We start from the raw sequence: 20,987 nt of genomic DNA, 5'->3' as shown, positions 1-20,987 counted from the left end.
CTCCGTGCTTCGTTTTTAATCAAGGTATCGAATAAGAACGTATGCCAAAAAGAAACAACTAAAAGATTTATGCAGTGAGAGGCAAGATCTGACTACATAAAGGCGTAGCTTTCATCATCTTGTTCATGTCAAAATCGACTTCTTTACGTGCCAGCACAAACATAATCCGAAGCAGACGACAGCACAGGGCAATCAACGACTGCTGCTTGCGGAGCGGATTCTGCTGTCGGGTCGTATCATACACATGCAGCGCCTTGAATGCCTGGTTTTTGGCGACCAAGGGTCGGATCACTTTGTAGAGAAGTGCGCGAAGCTGTGGTCGTCCTCGTTTGGTAATTCGGGTTTTCCCTCGGTGCTTTCCTGAGCGGTTTTCTTTAAGGTTCAGACCAGCCAGCTTTTGAAGTTGACGAGGGTGCTGGTATCTGGACAAGTCGCCAACCTCTGCGAAAAAGCCGGCAACCGTGGCGATTCCCATACCCGGAATCGTAAGAATGTGCTGTACACCGGGAATGTCGTTTAGTAAATCTTCGATTTCCTTCATCACTTGTTCAAGCTGTTGTTGCGTTACTTCGTAGGTTGTAAGCAATGTTCGCAGTTCGAGCCTTGCCATCTTTGTGCCTTCACGCAGGCCAACAGAATGTCTCGCCTGTTCTACAAGCTCGTGGGCTCGTCTCGGGCGTAAGCCTCTTGCGATGCTTTCCTGCCATGTGGTCAAAATGCCGGATGTGCCTATCTGGATGATATCTTGAGGCAGTGGAAAACGTTTGAGCGTCTCCAATGCCGCTTTGCCTTCCCAGCTTGTAAACACCGTTAAGAATTCTGGAAAATAGCGATCCAGCCAGTTATGCACCTTGGCTTGAATACGTTGAAGCTCGTTTGAGAGGTGGTCTCGTATTTTGACAGCTTCCCGTAGCTCGGCATAGACACCGGTCGGGAAATAAGGTGCAGAGTACCGTCCATCTTTGACGAGCTGTGCAATCACGCGTGCATCTTTTGGATCGTTCTTGGTCGGTGAATTATCATCCAGCTCTTTTGACTTTTTCACATGCATCGGATTGACGACCACAACCGGAATCCTGCGGCTTCGTAAGAAAGCCGCTAAGGTCATCCAATAATGTCCCGTTGGCTCCATTCCCACAATGACCTCTGTTTTTTCGTGTTCTGTCATCAAGCTTTTCATCCAGTGACAAAATGCTTCAAATCCCTGGCGCGTGCTTAAAAAGGAAAAAGCTTTCCCGTACATAAGCCCACGGTCATTTTGTGCGCGTGCTACGTGTTTGTGCTTCGCGATATCTACGCCTACAATCAAGGTCGATTCTGTAATTTGAGAAATGCGTTGGTTTTGGCTATAATTCATGATGAGTACCTCCTCTGCTATTTCGAGGTCACGGCCGGTGACACTCTGTATGTTAACAGGAGGTACTTTTTTTATCCAAGCGCATTTTCATTCATTACAGGAATGCTTCTTTTAAAAAGATTGACGGACTAATTCGTGATAATGCAAAGGAATTAAAAGTGTTTGATTTACGTCAACATAAACAAATGCAAGACTTATTTTTAAAAGCGATAGATAAATTGCCAAATGATAGGAAAGAATGGTTTTATGGCTACCAGTCCGTCAATAAGGCACATCCTTATATTGACCAACTCTCTACACTGTATTTGGAAACATATCATGCGGAAGAGATGGAGGAACTAGAAACATTATTAGACGAACAAGTAGCAGTAAATAAGCGTTTATACGGCGAAGGTAGTGATTCTTCCTATAAAGAAAATAAGCTGGATGAACTTTATGAGCGTATGGGAAATGCAGTGCTTACACAAATGAGAGAGTATCAAAAAGAAGTGGAGCGTCCTAAAAAAAGAACAAGTGGAATCAGAAATGGAAAGTATTATTATTATTTTAATCCACTTACAAAAGGGAGTGAGCTACGACAAGCAATGTTTCTTTTAAACAAGACAATGCGAAAGACATATCATGACTATCAAAATGAGCGTCATATTGCAGAGTTTGATAGAATGTTAGAAGGATATAATCATGAGATGTAGGAGGGAAAGAAATGGTAGCTAAAGTAATCGTCAATCGAATTCGCTGAAAAATATGTGACGATGTGATTTCATCAAAATATACGCATGATTTTAAAAGTTGTCAATGCGGTGCAATTTTTGTAGATGGTGGTACGGAATATCAGCGTATGGGTTGGGGAGCAGATCGTAAAGGTGAAAAGAATTTAACGATAGATGATTATATTGATACAAGTCTGTCGGTATTTGATGTATATTCAGAACGAGAATTTGAGTTGCAAGGTGTTATGGAAGTAATAGAAGAAGTTATTGAAGGAATATCAAAAATCAAAAATGGCGGAGATTTGTATAAAGCTATTTTTTTTGAAGAAAAGTTAAAAGGTCATTTATCAGAATTAGTTTTGTTGAAAAAAGAACTCAAGCAAGAAAGCGAGTAAAATATACCTTGCTCTCTTGCTTAATTGTTACAGTATCTAATTTACTTGTATTTACGAAGCTTTATAGTTTTTTTATATAGTGTATCAACTAGAAGTAGGAGGTTAAATCCGATAATTGACTTACATCCTTGTCACAACAACTTTTGTGACAATTTTTTTGTCTGATTTATGCTTCGGTATAGTCAAATTAGTATCTGTATTATAAAAACTGAATAATACAGAAGCCTTTTTAGATTTCTTGACATCAATAAAAAACTCCTTTATGATATTGTTAACCAGTTAACAAAGGAGAGATGTATAAATGGAAAGTACTAAAAAGAAAGTTTTAAAAGCATTACAAGAATTAATCACTACAAGGGAATCTATTAGAAAGGCTGAATCAAGCAATAAGAGAAATGTATTGTTTGGCGTTTCTTGGACACTCACGCAATTTCATATCGTTGCACTTCTTAAAGAACACGGAATGAATAATACAAATTTGGCTAAGGAACTTAATGTATCTAAACCAGCGGTTACTAAGGCAATCAAAAAACTATTGGAGCATCGTATTATTGATGAAAGACAAAATGAGGGAAACAAAAAGGAAATTTTTTATGTTTTAACTGAAAAAGGAGAAATAATGGCTTCAATTCATGATAGATTGCATAAAGAAGCTGAAGATCAATACTTGTCGCTTCTAAATTCTTTTACGAAAGAACAACTTGAGACAATTATTATCTTTTTAAATACTCTTACAAGTCATTTGAAAGATGAAGTTCTTAAGTAGGAGGAGAGAGGAAATTGAGTGAGAGTAATCAACGAAAAAATAAAATTATTCTTCTTTTATTAAGTATCTCTGCTTTTTTTGCTTCCTTAAACCAAAACATTTATTCACCCATGATACCTCTCATCCGAGACACTTTCGAAACTACAATTTTTTGGGTGAATTTAACGGTTAGTGGTTTTATTTTTATTACTGCAATCATGCAAGTAATTTTAGGAACGTTCATTGATACAAAAAACCAGAAGAAACTACTAGTGTTTAGTCTCATATTAACAAGTATCTCTATTTTATTCTGTGCATTCACAACAAATTTCGTTGTATTTTTTATCGCACGAATGTTTCAAGCGATTGGTACAGCGATGATCCCGTTAATCGCAGTGAATGTGATTGCGATTTTATTTGAAGGGGAAGAACGAGGGGATGCAATGGGAACATACCAAATCCTATTAACGTTAGCCCCAGCACTTGCACCAATATTAGGAGGTTTCATCGGGCAATACTATGGTTACTCGGGTGTATTCTTATTTTTATTCATTATTTCGATGATATTATTGATTTTTCTGGGGTATCAACTTCCAACACTGAATGGTCAACAAACAGTTGATGATAGAAAAGAACGTCATATGTATCAAAGATATAAAATTTTGTGGTCAAATAAAAAAGGAATGAATGTCATTGGAGTTGGTTTTTTGACTTTCCTGATTTATTTTTCAATACTGACATATTTACCTGTTTTATTGCATGACCATTATCAAGTCTCTTTACAGATTATTGGATTATTATATTTACCTTTAACGGTAAGTATGATCTTAGGTAGTGTTCTATTTAAAAAGTTACAGAGAAAATTCGATTTAGAAAAATTATATCATGTAACTTTGTTTCTAATGCCAATTCTTATTATTTTATTTGGTATTATTCTTGAAAAAAATATCATTATACTTAGTATCGTTTTATTTATTTATGGAGTTTTATTAGGATTTTCATCACCATTATTTTCAACTATGATTAGTAATCAATATACAAACGAAAGAGGATTAGCGTTAGGTTTATTTAATTTCGTTCGATATTGTGGCATGGCAATAGGGGCTGGTATTGTAGGAGTTAATTTCCTAAATTCAACTTCTTTATTCATTGTTCTTGGAATCCTATTTTTAGCATTTTCACTAGTGCTTAATCAAAACCAAAATGTTAAAATTAAAGAAGGTTCTGAATAGACAATAGGATTTGTATATGTAGGATGAATTATAATCGCTCACAAATAAATAATAATATGAGGGTTATGCTGTGCCGTTAAAAAGCCATATAACCCTTTTCTTGTTCTTAATTGTAATTTTTAGTTAAGGTTTGATGCAACTTTAAACCTAATCGTTTATTTTTAGAAAGTAGTGATATAGTTCTGTTTCTCCCAAAATTAGTGATTGGTAAAGCTGATAAATTCAAATGTCCGATATTGTTGGCAATTAGTTCAGGTACTATGGTTACCCCCATTCCAGATGAAACAGACCCGAGAATAAAGTCACTGAAATCTAATTCATTTAAAATGTTTGGTTTTTGACCTAAGGAATCCATTTGTTTAATAATATGTTTCCTCGTGTCACAAGGACTTTGATGAATAATGAGTGGCTCTTTACATAGTTCTTCAAGCCTCACTGTTTTTTGATTATTAAATCTGTGATTCAAAGGAAACACTGCATAATAACTTTCTGAAAATAATTCAAATTTTTGCAAGTATTTTCCATTGTATTCAGTATCTACTAGGATTGCATCCATCCTATCTTCCTGCAAAAATTGGTAGATAAATTAGGGAATGGATACAACTTTAAAATTAACATTTAAAATTTAATATTAATAATTTTTAATAAAATTAAATTTTTTATAGATTTTATATAGACTATCCAAAAATTGTATGCTATCTTCTATTCAAGAAGTGCTTCTTATAAGATATTTTAAAAGTTTTGAATTTGATTTTTAGTTTGTTCAATTATTTTGACAAGGGACAATACGAAAAAAAGAGAATCAGAACATGATAAAATACTTTAAGAAAATTGGATTATTATTAATGGCTTTCGTTTTCACACTTTCTATTAATGGACAAGTATCTGTCCACGCAAAAGAAGTAGGTGAATTATGGAATGAAAAAGATTTTCAAGTGGCTGTACTCGCGATTGATTACTTGAAAACTGATGAAGATGAAAACGGTAATATACTAATGGAAATAGTTGCTCCTGAAAAGTTAGATAAAGGTCTTAAAGAATTGGACTATCCATTGGATATTGATGAATTTCAGAAAAATATTGATAACTATAATGATATAATGGTTAATGAGAATGACGAAGGTGTAATGAATGATTTTTAAAATGAAGTGAAAGGTCAATATGAAGATATACAATCTGGAAAATATCCTGATCCAAATGTAATATCAACTAAAGCAATTTCTTGTAGTGATGTATTAGGTGCTATTGGATTAATTTACAGTGGCTCTTATGCAGCTTATGCAGCTACAGATGCTTTACTTGGTATTAGTGGCGGATTATCTGCTGGTATCCCGTTCATTATTGCTACTGTATATTACTTAGCAAGTTTACTCTGTTAATAAAGGAGTGGTATAGTGAATTTCTTTAAAAAATTTTCTTTTTCTTATGTGTTTTTGGGGATAACTATTATACTATTTTCAACTTCTTTTAAAAATTACGAAAATAGTTTATATATTACTTTATTATTTTTATTTATAGCTAACTTTACTTGTTTTGCAACTGAATATTTATTAACAAAGTATTTTGAAAATAAAGAAAAAATAGTGATAAGAAAAAAAGAGCAATGTATGCAACTCTTATTATGGGACAGGTAGCAGTTACATTAATTGTATTTTTTGCATTTAAGAATATTTTTCCGACTATGGTTTAAAAAAATATAAATGCCTTCGACGTTCTTAGAAAAAGGAAGAGTCTCTTTAAAAGCCTCTTTCTTTTTTAAAATACAGATTGGTGGATAGGCTACACTAAGTTGGATAGTTAAAATAAGAAAACGTTAACTTAAACAATTAGATTTCAAAGAAGTCTTATGCCTAATTTGTGCCTAAATGAACTGACTTTCTATGATTTTATTTGATGAATGAAATGTGTAATTGTCATATTCTATGAGTGGTTTGAGCGTTAATGATCGTGTTTGATAAATTGAAATCATCAGCGCTAATGCGTCGTTTTTAATCATCACGTACAATTACTGGCTCCACAGGCAAGAGCCGCCCTAGACCAAATGAAATATGAATCGCTGCTGAATTTGGTGTGGTATTAGGGACGGATACAACATCACATCAAAACGGTTCTGTAGGTGGGGAGATTACGAAGCGTCTTGTACAAATGGCAGAGCAACAATGAAATGGAAGAAACCTACAATAAAACTCTCCACATTGCATAGTATGTGATACGCAAGGTATTGGGACTTGTCATAAGCCTCTCGGAAAATCCGGGAGGTTTTTTATTTATCTGAAAGAAAAGAAGCTGGAAACAAACAATAGCATGCAAATAGCTATGAACCTTGCTGTTTGTTTGGGTGACGTGGATTTTTTTATAGTATTTACATAAAAGATTTACAATTTATTATAAATTTATCATTTTTTGTATCATATGTAAAAATATATTTGATCTTATTTTCTTAATATATTAAATTTATAGATAGGTACCTGATTTAAGATTGAATAGCTACGTAGCTTTCCATTAGTTATATGTTAAAAATTCAAAGGAAGGAAAGTGGTAATTATGAAATTGAAAAAATTCTATTGTCTACCTTTGTTTTTTCTGTGATATTTTCTGTGTTTTTGTTAGGGCAAGGTTATCATGCTCATGCTGAGGAGGGAGATTGCCCATATGGTGATGGTATTCATAGAATGGCAGCCAAAGGAACAGCAGTTGTTAAAGATGAGAATACTGGAGACTATATATTCACAGGTACATTCTTTAAATGCAAAAATTGTGGCGATTGGATTGTAGTTTCAGGATATCCACAATCGGGAGGGTCAATCGGTAAATATATCACTGAGGGAACAATTACAGGCAGTTTGAGAGAAGGTTTTACCATTGAAGTTAACCCCGATTATGTCTACCATACTAAGGATACCAAACTTCCTGGTTATAGATTCTATAAAATGTGATTTCTTAATGAAATAGAAATATTTTTTACCATCCTTGCTACATGTTAATATGTAACAAAAGGGAAGCGTGTGTATTACATGAAATGTTAGAGCAAATAGTTCCTTGAAACAGCGATGCCTGGCTGCGTGTCGGTTAGTTTATTATTGAAACTGAATGCGTTATGATGACAGGAGGCAGCCGCTCATGCGTTGAAAGAAGGGATTCCAGGAGCGGAAGTATACGGGTTTGTGGCATCCCATTCGAAATGGAAGGCTCGATCGGTTAATCGGCGTGAGTGTTGTGAAGAAAAACTCCCAAACGATTCGTTTGGGAGTTTTTTATGTGATATGATAATAAAAAGCACAGACGTAGAAGAAGGTAATGAAGAGTGGAGTGGATTGAGAAATGGGATGGTTAGTCTTGACGCTAGTCGGGGTGGTAGCGGGTACGTTCGGAAGTTTGCTTGGGCTTGGCGGAGGAATTATTCTTGTACCGGCATTGTTTTATTTGTCGAAACTTGTTCCGGGGGCACCCGAGATTACGCCGCAACTAGCGATCGGCACTTCGCTGATACTAATTATTATTACAGCTTTATCTTCCAGCATCAGCTACGCTAAACAGAAGCTGATTGATTTTTCAAGCGCTCTTTTGTTTTTTTTCGGAAGCGCGCCTGGCGCTGTTATTGGAGCCTGGTTATCCGCTTTTTTTGATAAAGAATCTTTTAACATATATTATGGACTGTTCATGTTGTTGATGTTGTTCATCTTAACGTACCGTTCGAAACTGCGGCCCAAAAATGGGCACTGGAAAACAACAAGAACATACACGGATATAAGTGGTCATGTATATACATATGGATATTCTAAACCTCTTGCTATCGGTATCGCTTTTTTGGTCGGCATTCTATCCAGTGTATTTGGCATTGGTGGGGGAGCATTGCTTGTGCCGTTTTTACTTGTGCTGTTCCGTTTTCCGCCTCATGTGGCTGCGGCGACATCCATGTTTGTCATTTTGCTTTCTTCGCTTGTAGGTAGCGTAACGCATATTACGCTTGGACATATTGTATGGAGCGCAGTTATTGCCACCGCACCTGGCGCCTGGCTTGGCGGAAATCTCGGAAGCCGCTTGTCGCGCAAGCTTTCTGGAAAATGGCTTGAGCGTATTCTTCGTTTTGTATTGTTGCTGATCGCTGTTCGCATGCTTTGGCAAGGACTGGTGTAAGGGGGAAGTGTATGGGGCTAAACAAAAAAAACACCTTGCATATATTGCACACGAATGATTTGCACAGCCATTTTGAAGAGATGGCACGCATCGCAACAGGCTTGAAACAGCTCCGGCTTGAACTACAAAAGCAAGGGTACCCCGTCGTTACGGTAGATTTGGGCGACCACATGGACAGGATGCGGCTACAAACAGAAGCCACCTGGGGACAGGTCAATGTGGACGTATTGAATGAGACCAGGTATGATTTTGTTACCATCGGCAACAATGAAGGACTTACATTTCCGAGACCGAAGTTTAATGAATTGTATCGGAACGCGGCTTTTTCTGTCATCTGTGCTAACCTGCTGGATGCAAAAACGAAACAGCCTCCACCTTTTTTACGATCCTATACGATTACAAAGTACGGTGATTTTACGGTTGGCTGGATTGGAGTTACCGCTTCTTTTCCCGAAGTGTATAAGCTATTAGGATTTATCACGCTTGATCCCACGCGTGTCGTCGCCGAACAGGTGGCTAGCATTCGGCCTTATGTTGATATCATTATTGTGCTGTCTCATGTCGGCTATCAATGGGACGTGGAAATGGCCCGTAATATTGATGGAATCGATGTTATTCTGGGCGCCCACACACATACGTACCTTGCAGAAGGGGAACGGATAAACCATACGCTTGTTTGCCAGACAGGTAAGTTCGGGCAGAATATAGGACATGTCACGATTACATATGACAAGCTAAAAAAAACGATTTGTAAACTTGAGGCCCGTTGTTTACCCACTCACCTATACAAACCGGATGGGAAAGTGGAACGGATTGTTGATAGGCACAGAAGGCATGCTGAGCAGGTTATGGGAGAGGTCGTTGCTCGTTTAGAATACGATCTTCCTGTATCATGGGAAGAAGAATCACCGCTGGGGAATTTGCTTGCGGCTGGACTGCGTTCTTGGGTCGATGCAGAAATCGGAATTGTCAATTCAGGTACACTTTTGTTTTCCCTTGAGAAGGGAAATATAACCCGTAAGGATATTCTTTCACTTTGTCCGCATCCGATTAATCCTTGCCGGATGAAACTGACAGGCGAGCAATTGCTGGACATATTGGAAGAGTCCCTAAATGAGGAAATTATAAAAAAACAAATCCAGGGATTTGGATTCCGAGGCAAAGTGCTTGGATGTTTGTGTGTGGATGGGGCCGATATTTACTACAATCCTTTGGCACCGGTAGGCCGAAGAATCGTTCGAGTAGAGGTACAAGGACGCCCGTTACGGAAAAAACAGTTGTATTCTGTTGGAACAATTGATATGTTTACTTTTGGGATTGTTTTTCCTACTTTCCAAAAAGGATTGGGAACGAAATTTTATCTCCCTGAGTTTTTGCGCGATGTTCTGGAGAAGCAATTACGTACGAAAGAAGCGCTGGAAAAATCGTTGAACAGGCATTGGTATGCTGAGTAAACAGGGAATACTATATACATCTTGTTTGATGTTTCCATATTTATACTACGACAATGAACGGCAAAAGTGTATCAGTTTATCAAGTACGAAGTCATGTGCATATAGAAAAAGAACTGCCTGTACCGGCGGACAGATAGGAAAGGGGTAGTTTCATTCATGAAGTTAGTCGATAATATCTACAACCTTTATCGCGACAAACTGGTAGGAGAGGAAGAAGACGTTCCGGCTATTGTAATGAGTCTTCTTCACGGGCAGAGCAAAGAAGAATTGTTGCAGTGGATTCAGGAGATGCAGGAAACAGAAATTTATCAGATGCTTGGCCTTTATTTAATGGAAATGCTGCGAATGAAAATGGCCGAGGAAGGTGTAGGAGACGTTCGTCCAGAACCGTTGAGACAGCAAAGATATCATTAATGAGTCACTCTCCTTGGGCTGATGACATATTGTATTAAGGGAAAGGAAAAGGCACAAGGAGGAAAAAAATGTTATGATTGAGATGAGGCCTTTGCTGTTGAATGGCCATCAGGTCACAGCGGTCTCCGTCCAGCTTCCGAAAACGAATTTGTTAATCATAACGACAGAAAAAGGATATATTATGTGTGGCGCACTTGATATTGCCCTGTTGAATGAACGACTGGCAAGCAGGGGAATTATTGCGGGCCGCGCGCTGGACGTGAGGACTATTGAGCAATTGTTAGAGGCGCCCCTTGAATCGGTGACTACGGCGGCGGCTGAACAGGGAATTGTTCCGGGAATGAAAGGAAAAGACGCGATACTTGCAATGATGTAAAAAAGCTTTCCTATAGGAAAGTTTTTTTTAGGTCATTTATACAATATATTTCCTACCTTTGGATAGGTATAATGAGAAAAAGAGACTAGATAGTAATAGGGAGTTAAGAAGTATGAGATTAATCTCGATTCGTCATTGCCGGCCAGGCATGAGATTGGCGCAGCCGATTTGCACAGATCAGGGAACTATATTGCTCAATACCGACATGATACTGACAGGCAGTATGATTCAAAGGTTAGAACAAAAAGGAATTTATGCATTATACATACACGATGAAGCAACTGCGGATGTTGAAAGGAACGAAGCGGTTTCGGCTGAAACGAGGCAAATAGCGGCGAAAATGATTTATCGCGGATTTAATGAGATTATTCATGCGGAACAGAAGTGGAAGGCACGCCTGTCCCCCGGCACACTTGCCGCATTTCGTACCGCATTTGAAGCGATTCTTAGTGATTTGAAGCATAACCATAGGGCGATGGGACTTTTGAGTCATATGTACATACAGGATCATTATGTTTATGCCCATTCTTTAAATGTAACCATTTACGCTACTGCTGTTGGGTTAGAATTAGGTTATAATGATAAAGAATTACTCGAACTCGGTATGGGAGCAATGCTGCATGATATCGGAAAGCTAATGGTTCCGCGCGAAATTTTGTATAAACCGGGTAAGCTTACGGATCAGGAATTTTTTCAGGTGAAAAAACATGCGGAATATGGATTTGAATATTTGCGCCATCAGCAGGGAATTCCGCTATTGAGCGCGCATTGCGCGTACCAGCATCATGAGCGGATGGATGGAACAGGCTATCCGCGCGGGTTAAAAGGGGACAACATTCATAAATATGCCCGCTTGTTGGCCGTATGTGATGTGTTTGACGCTTTGACAGCCAACAGAGTCTACCGCAGTGCGATGCTTCCTCATAAGGCTATGGAGATAATTTACACAGGTTCTGGAACCCAGTTCGAGAAGAAGGTTGTTGAAGCATTCCACAAAACAGTAGCGATTTACCCAGTTGGGCTTGCAGTGACGCTGAGCAACGGAGCTACAGGCGTTGTGGTAGATTATAACCGGGATTTGCCGGGGCGTCCGGTTGTACGAATTCTTAAAAATCCGGATGGAAGCAGCGCGGAGCCATACTACGAGATTGATCTTGCTAGGGAATCAACGCTGATGATTGTGCAATGTGATACAATTTTGTAGCTATAGGATGAGGTGAAACAAAATATGAAGTTAGAGAACTATGTCACAAGTACGGAAGATAACGTATACGCGATTAAGAATGTGCCGACCGAAGTTGTCGGCACTGTTTTTGCGAAAGTAAGCCGCAGTCCGCGCAGCTTCCGTGATAATTTGTACGATTTAATTAAAGAAGATATGCTGCATTTGCCGGATGTTGACATGATTTCGATGTTTAAAGAATCGGCGGCACATGCTGGTGGTTTCATGAAGAAGTGGGGGGTTGATTACGGTCATTCCAGCATTAAAGAGCATGCTTTTGCCCAATTCTGCATTGAAGGTGTATCTCGCTGGTTTACAGAAATTCTAGAAACGGTGCAGGCGGCGAAATGGCTATCTTTTACGGAATTTAGCCTTCGCTACCAGAAGCCGCAGGACTTCGTTGTTCCGCGGGAATTGGATCAGCATCCAGAATTAAAGGAACACTATATCACCTTTGGCAAAGAATGCTTTCGGAAATATGAAGAGCTTGTTCCGCTTTTCTTTGCCTTGCTTAAAGCAAAACACCCTGGCATGAAAGACAGTGCTGTAGAAAAGCTTGCGTATGAAAATGCGCGCAATGTGCTGCCTCTGGCCACTAAATCAAACGTAGCTGTCACCGGCAATGCTCGTGCCATTTCCGACGCGATTGCGGAAATGCTATCACATGAAGGGTATAGCAGCGAAGTGGTGGAGATAGCGCAGAAAATTCGCAAGCATACGACCGAAGTGCTGCCTTCGCTTATCAGCCATACGGAAGCGACGCCGTATCTTTGCTCTTATATGGCAGAGTTTTATCAGCGTCGTGTGCAGGAACCGGAAACATTGCCGGTGTATAACGGCCCGTTTGTGGAAGTGACGAAAGACGCCGCAGCGCTTGCGTTTACACGCTCGGATGATATGGTGCTGGGCGATCTGGCAAAGATGAACCGATTCAGCGAACTTCCCGCCATCATGCGCGCATTTGGTAAGCGTGTGGCGGTGACATGCTCCGAAGGCTGTCATCACCAGATTATCCGGCATCGTGCGTTCGACTTTTCACTTCAACTTCCGGATACGCGTTACGGCTTGATTCTTCCACAAGAAGCAGTGGAAGCATCCGGCACGCCAGAAGCGGAGCGCATCATCAATACATTGCTGACTATGCGGGCAGAGTCGCACCGATTGTACAATGAATTGGTGGAGAACGGCTTAATTGGCATCGCGCCATATGTTGTCTTGAACGCTAACGCGCGCCGATTGCCGTTTTATGCAAACATGTACGGACTGGCCCATTTCGTGACGCTGCGTAAGGAAGAATACGCACAGGATGAAATTCGCAGCGTGGCCTTTCAACTTGAACGTATTTTCCATGATATGGAACATTCTTTGCCTGGATTTGAGATGGATCGGCATTTGAAGAAATAAAAAAGCGCTTAGGGCGTTGGGCTACATGTTTTGTCCGTTCGCTATTCACGAACTTTCCCTTCTTTCTGTTGCTTAATTGCTTAAAAAGTAAACTCGATCGCAAAGCTGTTCTCTAAGCGGAGCACACAAAACATCTTGGTCGCTTAAGACACAAGATAGTTGTGTGCTCTTTTCCACTTTTTAACGGCTTTGTTGCAGTACAAAAGGAAAAATCGCGCAAAAAATCAATCAAGCCCGGGAAGAAGAGGTGAATGGATAAGTTGCTTAACATGAGAACCTAGGCGCTTTTTTTTGCACTCTTAGCCAGATAAAGCGAATATGTTATAAGATACAGTCCCATGAATACAATCGAAATACGATACATGACCGCGTAGCTGGTTGCCGTTGCTATGGTGCCGAGCAGCATAGCACCCGCGCCGATTCCCAGATCAAATCCGGAGAAGAACGTGCCGTTGGCGGCGCCACGCCGGTTGGGTGCCACCCTGTTAATCGTCCACGCCTGTAAGGTCGGCTGAATAGCGCCAAACCCGATGCCGTAGAATACAGAAGCAAGAATAAGTGACAACAAATTATTGGAATAAGATAAAAACAGCAATCCTACAGCTGTGAAGAATGCCCCTGGCAGCAGGATCCATACGTGTCCACGCCGATCAAACAGTTTGCCCGCCACAGGACGGACGATCATAACCATGAGAGCGTGAGTCAGAAAGAACCATCCTACGTTTGTAATTCCTGCTTCTTTGCCGAACAGCGTAATAAAGGTAACAATCCCGCCATATGTAAGCCCGAGCATTATTGCAAGAAATGAAGGAAATAGCGCCTTTACCTCTAACCATTCATCGAGTCGGTTACGATGTTTTGGCTCCGGAGAAGGAACGAAAACAGAAACATCTGGATAGCGAATGATCTGGGAAAGCAGAAAGCTTATCACAGCAAGCAATGTAGAAACAAAAAACAGCATTCCGAAGCCGGTTTTTTCTACAAGCCAGATGCCAAACAGCGGTGCAAGCGCCATCGCCAGCGTAGAAGAAAGGCCATAGTATCCCATGCCTTCTCCACGTCGTTGCGCCGGAATAATGTCAGAGACGACCGTTCCGAAGGAGGTGGTAGCAATTCCCCATCCGATGCCATGAATGACTCGCAGACTTAAAATAAGAAATACGGTTGTTGTCCAGTAGTAACCTGCCACCGAAAGAATGAAAATAAGCAGACCGATAGCCATTACTTTTCTCCTGCCGAGCGTGTCAAGTGCTTTTCCGGCGAACGGGCGAGCAAGCAGAGCGAATACGGTAAAAATCCCGATAACAAGCCCAATAGAGAATTCGTTGCCACCGCTTTGCTCCACATATACAGGAAGCGTTGGGATTAACATTTGAAAGCTGGTAAACAGAAATAGGTTCGATACGGTTGTCAATATAAAATCCCGGGTCCAAAGGGCGGGAGAAACGTCAGTTCGCGAGGGAGCTTTCATATGCTCATCTCCTTTTTGAGAATGCTTTACCGTAATTTTACGATAATCTCGATAGAATGTCCTTTCATTATATATATGGTTTTGTCAGAAAACGTGTCTTCTAACCAAGAGGAAGCAGGGGTTTTTGTTTGCGTAAAGTGAATCGAAAGAGCAGGAGCGAGAGGGAAAGGGAGGGGAAAACATGAAGAGAAAGCCTTCGCATTTTGCTATGCTAGAGACGGCGCAAACATGATAGGCATACCGGATAGACCGTGGCAGCGTGTTGCTTGCCCCGTTTCCTTTCATATCGAGTAAACATCAGCTTAATATACAGATATATTTCGATAGGTTGCAAAAAAATTCAACAAAATGTGTCTAAATTGTGAACTTTTTCTTCTAATTCTTCTCTTTTTCGATATAATTCGATAAACTGTAAACGTTGTTAGTGGAAAGAGATAGAAAGAAAAAGATTTCCTTAATTATAAGAGGTGGCCTATTATATAGAAAATTTTACTTGCCGAATCCACAGTAACGTGGAACGGGGGACAATTTATTTTTGGGGTGGATCCGTGCAAGCGGAAAGAGACCTTCTCCTCTTAACCCGTCAACTAACCTCGTAGGCATGAAGGGAGTAAAACTAGGCTATGAAAAAAAAGAAAATTATGATATTTGCGATTTCTGGGACAATCGCTCTTAGCGCTTTGTTTGCGCCTATAGGTACCCGTACAGCTTCCGCAGCCGAAAATTCTCTTGTGGAGATAGCAAAAAGTTTAATAGGAACGCCTTATAAGTGGGGGGGAACCACCAAAAGTGGTTTTGACTGTTCCGGATTTTTGAATTATCTCTTCAAAAGAGAAAAGATTTCTTTGCCGCGTACGGCAGCTGCTATGTATCAGAGAGGAACACCGGTTTCTCGTTCTCAGTTACGTACGGGTGATTTGGTATTTTTCAAGACGTCCCGTCGTGCTCCTGTAACACATGCGGGTATGTATATTGGAGACGGGAAATTTATTCATTCTTCCAGCGGCCGTGGTGTTGCTATTAATGATATTAATGATAAATATTACTGGGGAAAACGTTATGTAGGCGCGAAGCGCATCTTGAAATAAGCGGAGTATTTATTTACATACATCTTGCTATTAACTCCTAACTGCCATAAGGACGGTTGGGGGTTTTTTAATTTTTTACGGATGCCCCCCATAAACACGTTATTTAGCTCGAAGAAAATAATTAAGTGGGAACCATATATTTACTGGTTTGCTAACTTCCGAAGGCCATCAGGATACGTTAGATTGGATGGTGATAACATAAAAAATTACTGGTAGAAATAAAGCGGCGTAAGCAGGCTTTATTTATATGAAAATAGTAAGGGAAAGGTGGGTTTTCATCATGAAACGAAAATTTACCAAGCTAGCGTTGGCTATGGGTTTGTCACTAAGTGTGGTTTCTGTAGCTTCCGCGGCCAACTTCAAAGACTTCGACAACTTTTACTGGGCGAAACCCGCAGTGGATAAATTAGTAGCAGAAGGGATTGTGTCCGGTTATAAAGACGGAACGTTTAGACCAGGCAAACAAGTGTCCCGCGCAGAATTTGTAACAATGGCCAACAAGGCGTTTGGCAAGTTCAATGAAAATGCAATTGTTGATTTTAGCGATGTGCATAAGTATCAATGGTTCTATCAGCAAGTTGCTTCCGCTTATCAAGCAGGTTATGTCACCGGATATCAGGGCAAGTTTGCACCGAATAAGCCCATTACACGTTTTGAGGCGGCAGTTATGATGGCACGTCTGCTAGAACTGGATGTGACAAAAGTCGACACCGCGCAAAAGCTTGATGATTTTAATCAAATACCGGTGTGGGCGGTCGGCAGCGTCTCTGCTCTGGTAGACAAGAAAGTGATGAAAGGATATACGGATAACACCTTCCGTGGAGCTAAATATATTACACGCGCAGAAGCGGCTGTGTTGATTGAACAAGCGCGCGCATATCTCTATGGTAAACTAAAGTAATATTGGTATATTTTGTGGCGTTATACTTCTTCCGGCCTGAAAGCGGTGCTTTCAGGCTTTTTGTTTGCTCCCGCTTTCCACAAAGAAGCTATTCTGTTCGCTCCACTTTGGTAAAAGCGGTGCTGGATAGAATGTCTTTTAGTCCTAGACTGCCGGCTTTGGGCATATATTGCAGCAAGGGGGTGGAAACATGGGAAGGAAGAGATGGCGCGGAAGAAACGTTCGTTCCCCGATCCCTTCGAAATATATGTTTTTAATTTCCCTCCTGATTTTTTTGGGTCTTACTTTTCAAACATTCTACTATATAGAGAAAAATATAGAGCCGGCCATTCGTGAAATCGCCCGCATCCGGACGGAGCAACTAGCGACCAAAGTGATTCATGATGCTATCGGTCAAAAAATAATTAAAGATGTTAACTTTAAAGAACTTGTGCAGCTAAAGGAAGATAAAGAGGGAAAAATCCAGGCCGCCATTTTTAACCATAATGAATATACGCGTATTGCGTTGGACACGATGGAAAATGTGACCCATGCGTTGAAAAACTTAGAAGAGGTGCCGCAGACACTTCCGCTAGGTCAGGCGCTGAAGAGCAATTTGTTGGCACAACTAGGCCCCGACTTGCCACTTACGCTTGTACCATTCGGAAGCGTGCATGTCGAATTGGAACCGAGAATGAAAGAAGCAGGCATTAACATGGTATTGATTACAGTTGTTATTATTATCCAGACAAAGGTAAAAATTGTGATTCCTTTTGCAACGCAGCCGGCGATTGTAAAAATGGAAATCCCAGTTTCAAACGCGCTTATCGTCGGAAATGTGCCCCAATTTTACTATGACGGCAAAGGACGGCCGACAGGAAGCGAAATTCCGGGCGTACAACCACCCAGTATCGTGCCTCCTGTACAAACCAATAGCATAGAAATTCAGAAATAGTGGATGCATAGGTTTAGCCAAAATCATTTTTGGGAATAATATAATTATTAGCTTTAAAAATTTTTCTCTCTCTCTTTCTCCCCCTTATTTTTCCACTGCAAGAACGGCAGTGGATTTTTTTTTGTCTTTATGATTAGGAATAAAATGGGTAATTAAGATAATTCTATCGAACAAAGTATTGTGATATATTGTAAAATAGAAAAGAAGGATGTAAGCGATTTCACAGCTGGTTGTAAGAGTGGAAACAGAAGATGAATAAACAGACAGCATAAAAAGGAAGGATAAAGAGAAAGCGGCAAGGCTGGCATAGAAAACTAGGCAAAAGAAAGCATATGTAGTATGTTGAGAAGAATGAATGCTCATTCAATAAAATTACATAAATGAAGAGGTGGGATAGCGTGAACATGTTATGGGGACTCTTGGGGATTCTTGTTGTGCTCGGGATCGCATTCTTATTTTCTAATAACAAAAAGTCGATTAAACTGAGGCCCGTGCTGGGTGGTTTGGCGATTCAACTAGTATTTGCATTTATCGTCCTGAAATGGGAAACAGGGAAAAAGTGGCTGGAAAAATTAACGATGATCGTTACAGAAATTACGGGTTACGCAAATGAAGGAGTTAAATTCTTATTTGGCGGTTTATATACGCCCCAATCCGGAATTACTTTCGTATTTGCATTCCAGGTATTAACCGTTGTTATCTTTTTTTCCGCTCTGATTTCCGTGCTTTATTATCTCGGCATTATGCAATTGATTATTCGAATTATCGGAGGTGCGTTGTCGTGGCTGCTTGGAACGAGTAAAGCGGAATCAATGTCCGCTGCCGCAAACATTTTTGTCGGACAGACGGAGGCACCGCTTGTTGTTCGTCCCTACATCGCGACAATGACCAATTCGGAATTGTTTGCGGTGATGACCGGTGGACTGGCCTCGGTGGCGGGTTCTGTGCTTGTGGGCTACTCGCTGCTTGGCGTGCCATTGGAATATTTACTGGCAGCCAGCTTTATGGCGGCACCGGCCGGCCTTGTGATTGCAAAAATTTTCGTGCCGGAGACGAAAATACCGGAAACCGCTCCGGGAAGCAAATTGGAGTTCAAAATGGATGAGGACTCGGAATCGGTTAACGTTATTGACGCTGCTGCGCGCGGCGCAAGCGTCGGTTTGCACCTTGCGCTTAATATTGGAGCTATGCTGCTTGCTTTTATTGCGCTTATCGCTCTCATTAACGGGGGATTGGGCATTATCGGTGGCTGGTTTCATTACGAAGGATTATCTTTGCAGAAGATTCTCGGATTTATTTTTGCCCCTCTTGCATTTGCGGTCGGTGTGCCATGGTCTGAGGCGATCATGGCCGGAGGCTTTATTGGTGAGAAGCTTGTATTAAACGAGTTTGTAGCCTATACTGATTTCGCTCCGCAAATTAAGAATCTTACACCGAAAACGGTAGCGATTGTCAGTTTTGCGCTCTGCGGCTTTGCCAATCTGTCCTCCATGGCGATCCTTTTGGGCGGGCTCGGAAGCCTAGCGCCGAACCGGAGGCAGGATATTGCGCGTCTCGGGCTGCGGGCCGTGGCGGCCGGTATGCTCGCTTCACTGTTAAGTGCGGCAATGGCTGGTATGCTTGTGTAAAGAAAAGTAAAGGGAGGTCTGTCGTATGAGGATGGTTGATTTAATCGAAAAGAAGCGGGACGGAAAAGAATTAAGCAAAGCGGAAATTGATTTTATTATTCAAGGTTATACGAAAGGCGACATTCCTGATTACCAGATGTCTGCCCTAGCGATGGTGATTTTCTTCCGTGATATGACACAAGAGGAGCGAGCGCATTTAACAATGGCGATGGTGGAATCGGGCGATCAGATTGATTTGTCAGCGATCGAGGGGATCAAGGTGGATAAGCATAGCACCGGCGGCGTAGGGGATACAACGACGCTTGTTCTTGCCCCGCTGGTAGCTTCGCTTGGCGTGCCGGTGGCCAAAATGTCCGGGCGTGGTCTTGGTCATACTGGCGGCACCATTGATAAGCTGGAATCAGTTCCGGGATTTCATGTAGAAATTGATAATCAACAGTTTAATGAGCTTGTCAACAAAAATAAAGTCGCTGTTGTGGGACAGAGCGGCAACTTAACTCCTGCGGACAAAAAATTATACGCATTGCGTGATGTTACCGCGACGGTAAATTCGCTCTCGCTTATCGCAAGTTCTATTATGAGCAAAAAAATCGCGTCTGGCGCTGATGCTATCGTCCTTGATGTAAAGACGGGTAGCGGTGCGCTTATGAAAGAGCTAGAACAGGCGCGCGAACTTGCGCGGGCGATGGTGGATATCGGGAATCGTGTGGGTCGTCAGACGATGGCGATCATTTCGGATATGAGCCAGCCGTTAGGTTATGCGGTGGGCAATGCCCTGGAAGTAAAAGAGGCAATTGATACGTTGCGTGGCCATGGACCAAAAGATTTGGAAGAGCTTTGCCTGACGCTGGGCAGCTATATGGTATATCTTGGAGGAAAAGCGCAAAGCCCGGAAGAAGCGAGAGAGAGATTAAAAGAAGCGATCGCGAACGGTCAGGCACTTGAAAAGTTTAAAACATTTTTGTCTGCTCAAGGTGGAGATGCTTCAGTTATCGATGATCCATCCAGATTGCCGACAGCAAAATATGTATTCGAAGTGGCAGCGCCGGCAGAGGGTTATATCGCTTCCATTCAGGCGGACCGGATCGGCACAGCAGCAATGTTGCTCGGCGCAGGTCGTACAACCAAAGATTCAGCTATTGATTTGGCGGTTGGCGCCGTGCTGCGGAAAAAGGTTGGCGACACCGTACAGAAAGGTGAACCGCTTGTGGCGATTCACAGCAATCGCGAAGACATAGCCGACGTAAAGAGAATGATTGAGGATGCGTACAGAATTACACCAGATGCAGTTAGTGCTCCTCCGCTCATTTACGACGAAATCCGTGCATAAAAATATGGAAAAGTCCTGCGGAAAGACCGTAGGACTTCTTTGTGGGCCCACCGGGTTTTGGGGTGTTTACATTTCCAGCTTTTTATTTCATCGAAAGCATATTTGATAATATAAAGGCTATTGTCTAATTAATCTGAAGAAGGTAAAATGACGTACTTGGGTGGTAATATAAAAACAACACCAATCTAG

21 protein-coding genes, 1 pseudogene and 1 riboswitch are annotated in these 20,987 nt (G+C 41.1%); of the genes and pseudogenes, 19 read left to right on the top strand and 3 right to left on the bottom strand.

What is annotated here, in order from left to right; translation table 11 throughout:
• Positions 1 to 67: 67 nt before the first annotated feature.
• On the bottom strand, positions 68 to 1,357 hold the full coding sequence (locus tag BLR88_RS11805; RefSeq protein WP_057897715.1) for an IS110 family RNA-guided transposase: 1,290 nt from the start codon (positions 1,355 to 1,357) through the stop codon (positions 68 to 70).
• Between the two features lie 83 nt (positions 1,358 to 1,440).
• Between BLR88_RS11805 and mobL the strand changes: the two genes are divergently transcribed.
• The 4 genes from mobL (at position 1,441) to BLR88_RS11785 (ending at position 4,439) form a co-directional block, all read left to right on the top strand.
• Positions 1,441 to 2,049, top strand: coding sequence for a relaxase MobL (gene mobL, locus BLR88_RS11800; protein ID WP_162265061.1), 609 nt, complete (start codon positions 1,441 to 1,443; stop codon positions 2,047 to 2,049).
• A gap of 50 nt (positions 2,050 to 2,099) precedes the next feature.
• Positions 2,100 to 2,462: a DUF7695 domain-containing protein gene (locus BLR88_RS19960; RefSeq protein ID WP_429638001.1), complete on the top strand. Its 363-nt coding sequence runs from the start codon at positions 2,100 to 2,102 to the stop codon at positions 2,460 to 2,462.
• 301 nt (positions 2,463 to 2,763) lie between these two features.
• On the top strand, positions 2,764 to 3,228 hold the full coding sequence (locus BLR88_RS11790) for a MarR family transcriptional regulator (RefSeq protein ID WP_057897718.1): 465 nt from the start codon (positions 2,764 to 2,766) through the stop codon (positions 3,226 to 3,228).
• 14 nt (positions 3,229 to 3,242) lie between these two features.
• On the top strand, positions 3,243 to 4,439 hold the full coding sequence (locus BLR88_RS11785) for an MFS transporter (RefSeq protein ID WP_057897719.1): 1,197 nt from the start codon (positions 3,243 to 3,245) through the stop codon (positions 4,437 to 4,439).
• A gap of 106 nt (positions 4,440 to 4,545) precedes the next feature.
• Here BLR88_RS11785 and BLR88_RS11780 read toward each other — a convergent pair whose 3' ends face one another.
• Positions 4,546 to 5,010 carry a LysR family transcriptional regulator substrate-binding protein gene (locus BLR88_RS11780; RefSeq protein WP_257721584.1) on the bottom strand — a complete coding sequence of 155 codons (465 nt, stop codon included), beginning with the start codon at positions 5,008 to 5,010 and terminating at the stop codon, positions 4,546 to 4,548.
• A 238-nt stretch (positions 5,011 to 5,248) separates the two neighbouring features.
• Between BLR88_RS11780 and BLR88_RS11775 the strand changes: the two genes are divergently transcribed.
• From BLR88_RS11775 to BLR88_RS11730, 10 genes and pseudogenes are all read left to right on the top strand, one after another.
• Positions 5,249 to 5,581, top strand: coding sequence for a hypothetical protein (locus BLR88_RS11775; protein WP_057897721.1), 333 nt, complete (start codon positions 5,249 to 5,251; stop codon positions 5,579 to 5,581).
• Between the two features lie 6 nt (positions 5,582 to 5,587).
• Positions 5,588 to 5,818 carry a hypothetical protein gene (locus BLR88_RS19045; protein WP_139184966.1) on the top strand — a complete coding sequence of 77 codons (231 nt, stop codon included), beginning with the start codon at positions 5,588 to 5,590 and terminating at the stop codon, positions 5,816 to 5,818.
• A gap of 629 nt (positions 5,819 to 6,447) precedes the next feature.
• Positions 6,448 to 6,602: pseudogene (locus BLR88_RS11765) on the top strand (small, acid-soluble spore protein, alpha/beta type).
• 347 nt (positions 6,603 to 6,949) lie between these two features.
• Positions 6,950 to 7,375: a hypothetical protein gene (locus BLR88_RS19040; RefSeq protein WP_139184965.1), complete on the top strand. Its 426-nt coding sequence runs from the start codon at positions 6,950 to 6,952 to the stop codon at positions 7,373 to 7,375.
• Positions 7,376 to 7,760: 385 nt separating this feature from the next.
• Complete coding sequence (locus BLR88_RS11755; protein WP_091260741.1) at positions 7,761 to 8,576, top strand: sulfite exporter TauE/SafE family protein; 816 nt, start codon at positions 7,761 to 7,763, stop codon at positions 8,574 to 8,576.
• A gap of 11 nt (positions 8,577 to 8,587) precedes the next feature.
• On the top strand, positions 8,588 to 10,030 hold the full coding sequence (locus BLR88_RS11750) for a bifunctional metallophosphatase/5'-nucleotidase (protein WP_057897725.1): 1,443 nt from the start codon (positions 8,588 to 8,590) through the stop codon (positions 10,028 to 10,030).
• Positions 10,031 to 10,186: 156 nt separating this feature from the next.
• Complete coding sequence (locus tag BLR88_RS11745) at positions 10,187 to 10,444, top strand: DUF6154 family protein (protein ID WP_057897726.1); 258 nt, start codon at positions 10,187 to 10,189, stop codon at positions 10,442 to 10,444.
• 73 nt (positions 10,445 to 10,517) lie between these two features.
• Positions 10,518 to 10,820, top strand: coding sequence for a YunC family protein (locus tag BLR88_RS11740; protein WP_057897727.1), 303 nt, complete (start codon positions 10,518 to 10,520; stop codon positions 10,818 to 10,820).
• A gap of 112 nt (positions 10,821 to 10,932) precedes the next feature.
• A complete protein-coding gene (locus BLR88_RS11735; RefSeq protein ID WP_057897728.1) occupies positions 10,933 to 12,024 on the top strand; it encodes an HD-GYP domain-containing protein in 1,092 nt (363 codons plus the stop codon).
• A gap of 24 nt (positions 12,025 to 12,048) precedes the next feature.
• The gene (locus BLR88_RS11730; RefSeq protein ID WP_057897729.1) at positions 12,049 to 13,446 is read left to right on the top strand and encodes an FAD-dependent thymidylate synthase; all 1,398 of its coding nucleotides are present in this window, start codon (positions 12,049 to 12,051) and stop codon (positions 13,444 to 13,446) included.
• 277 nt (positions 13,447 to 13,723) lie between these two features.
• On the opposite strand, the gene BLR88_RS11725 is transcribed toward BLR88_RS11730, so the two are convergent.
• Positions 13,724 to 14,917 (bottom strand): MFS transporter, encoded by a 1,194-nt coding sequence (locus BLR88_RS11725; protein ID WP_057897730.1) that lies wholly within the window; start codon positions 14,915 to 14,917, stop codon positions 13,724 to 13,726.
• 484 nt (positions 14,918 to 15,401) lie between these two features.
• A riboswitch (cyclic di-AMP (ydaO/yuaA leader) is annotated at positions 15,402 to 15,533 on the top strand.
• 7 nt (positions 15,534 to 15,540) lie between these two features.
• Here BLR88_RS11725 and BLR88_RS11720 point away from each other — a divergent pair.
• The 5 genes from BLR88_RS11720 to BLR88_RS11700 all read left to right on the top strand — a co-directional run bounded on the left by BLR88_RS11720 (position 15,541) and on the right by BLR88_RS11700 (position 20,798).
• Positions 15,541 to 16,005 (top strand): C40 family peptidase, encoded by a 465-nt coding sequence (locus BLR88_RS11720; protein ID WP_057897731.1) that lies wholly within the window; start codon positions 15,541 to 15,543, stop codon positions 16,003 to 16,005.
• Positions 16,006 to 16,285: 280 nt separating this feature from the next.
• Entirely contained in the window at positions 16,286 to 16,906 is a 621-nt protein-coding gene (locus BLR88_RS11715) for an S-layer homology domain-containing protein (protein WP_057897732.1), read from the top strand.
• Between the two features lie 190 nt (positions 16,907 to 17,096).
• Complete coding sequence (gene yunB / locus BLR88_RS11710; RefSeq protein WP_057897733.1) at positions 17,097 to 17,840, top strand: sporulation protein YunB; 744 nt, start codon at positions 17,097 to 17,099, stop codon at positions 17,838 to 17,840.
• Positions 17,841 to 18,238: 398 nt separating this feature from the next.
• Positions 18,239 to 19,468, top strand: coding sequence for a NupC/NupG family nucleoside CNT transporter (locus BLR88_RS11705; protein WP_057897734.1), 1,230 nt, complete (start codon positions 18,239 to 18,241; stop codon positions 19,466 to 19,468).
• Positions 19,469 to 19,493: 25 nt separating this feature from the next.
• Entirely contained in the window at positions 19,494 to 20,798 is a 1,305-nt protein-coding gene (locus BLR88_RS11700; RefSeq protein WP_057897735.1) for a pyrimidine-nucleoside phosphorylase, read from the top strand.
• Positions 20,799 to 20,987: the final 189 nt, after the last annotated feature.

Source organism: Aneurinibacillus thermoaerophilus (assembly GCF_900099925.1).
GTDB lineage: Bacteria > Bacillota > Bacilli > Aneurinibacillales > Aneurinibacillaceae > Aneurinibacillus > Aneurinibacillus thermoaerophilus.
This window is presented reverse-complemented; position numbering and strand designations above follow the sequence as displayed.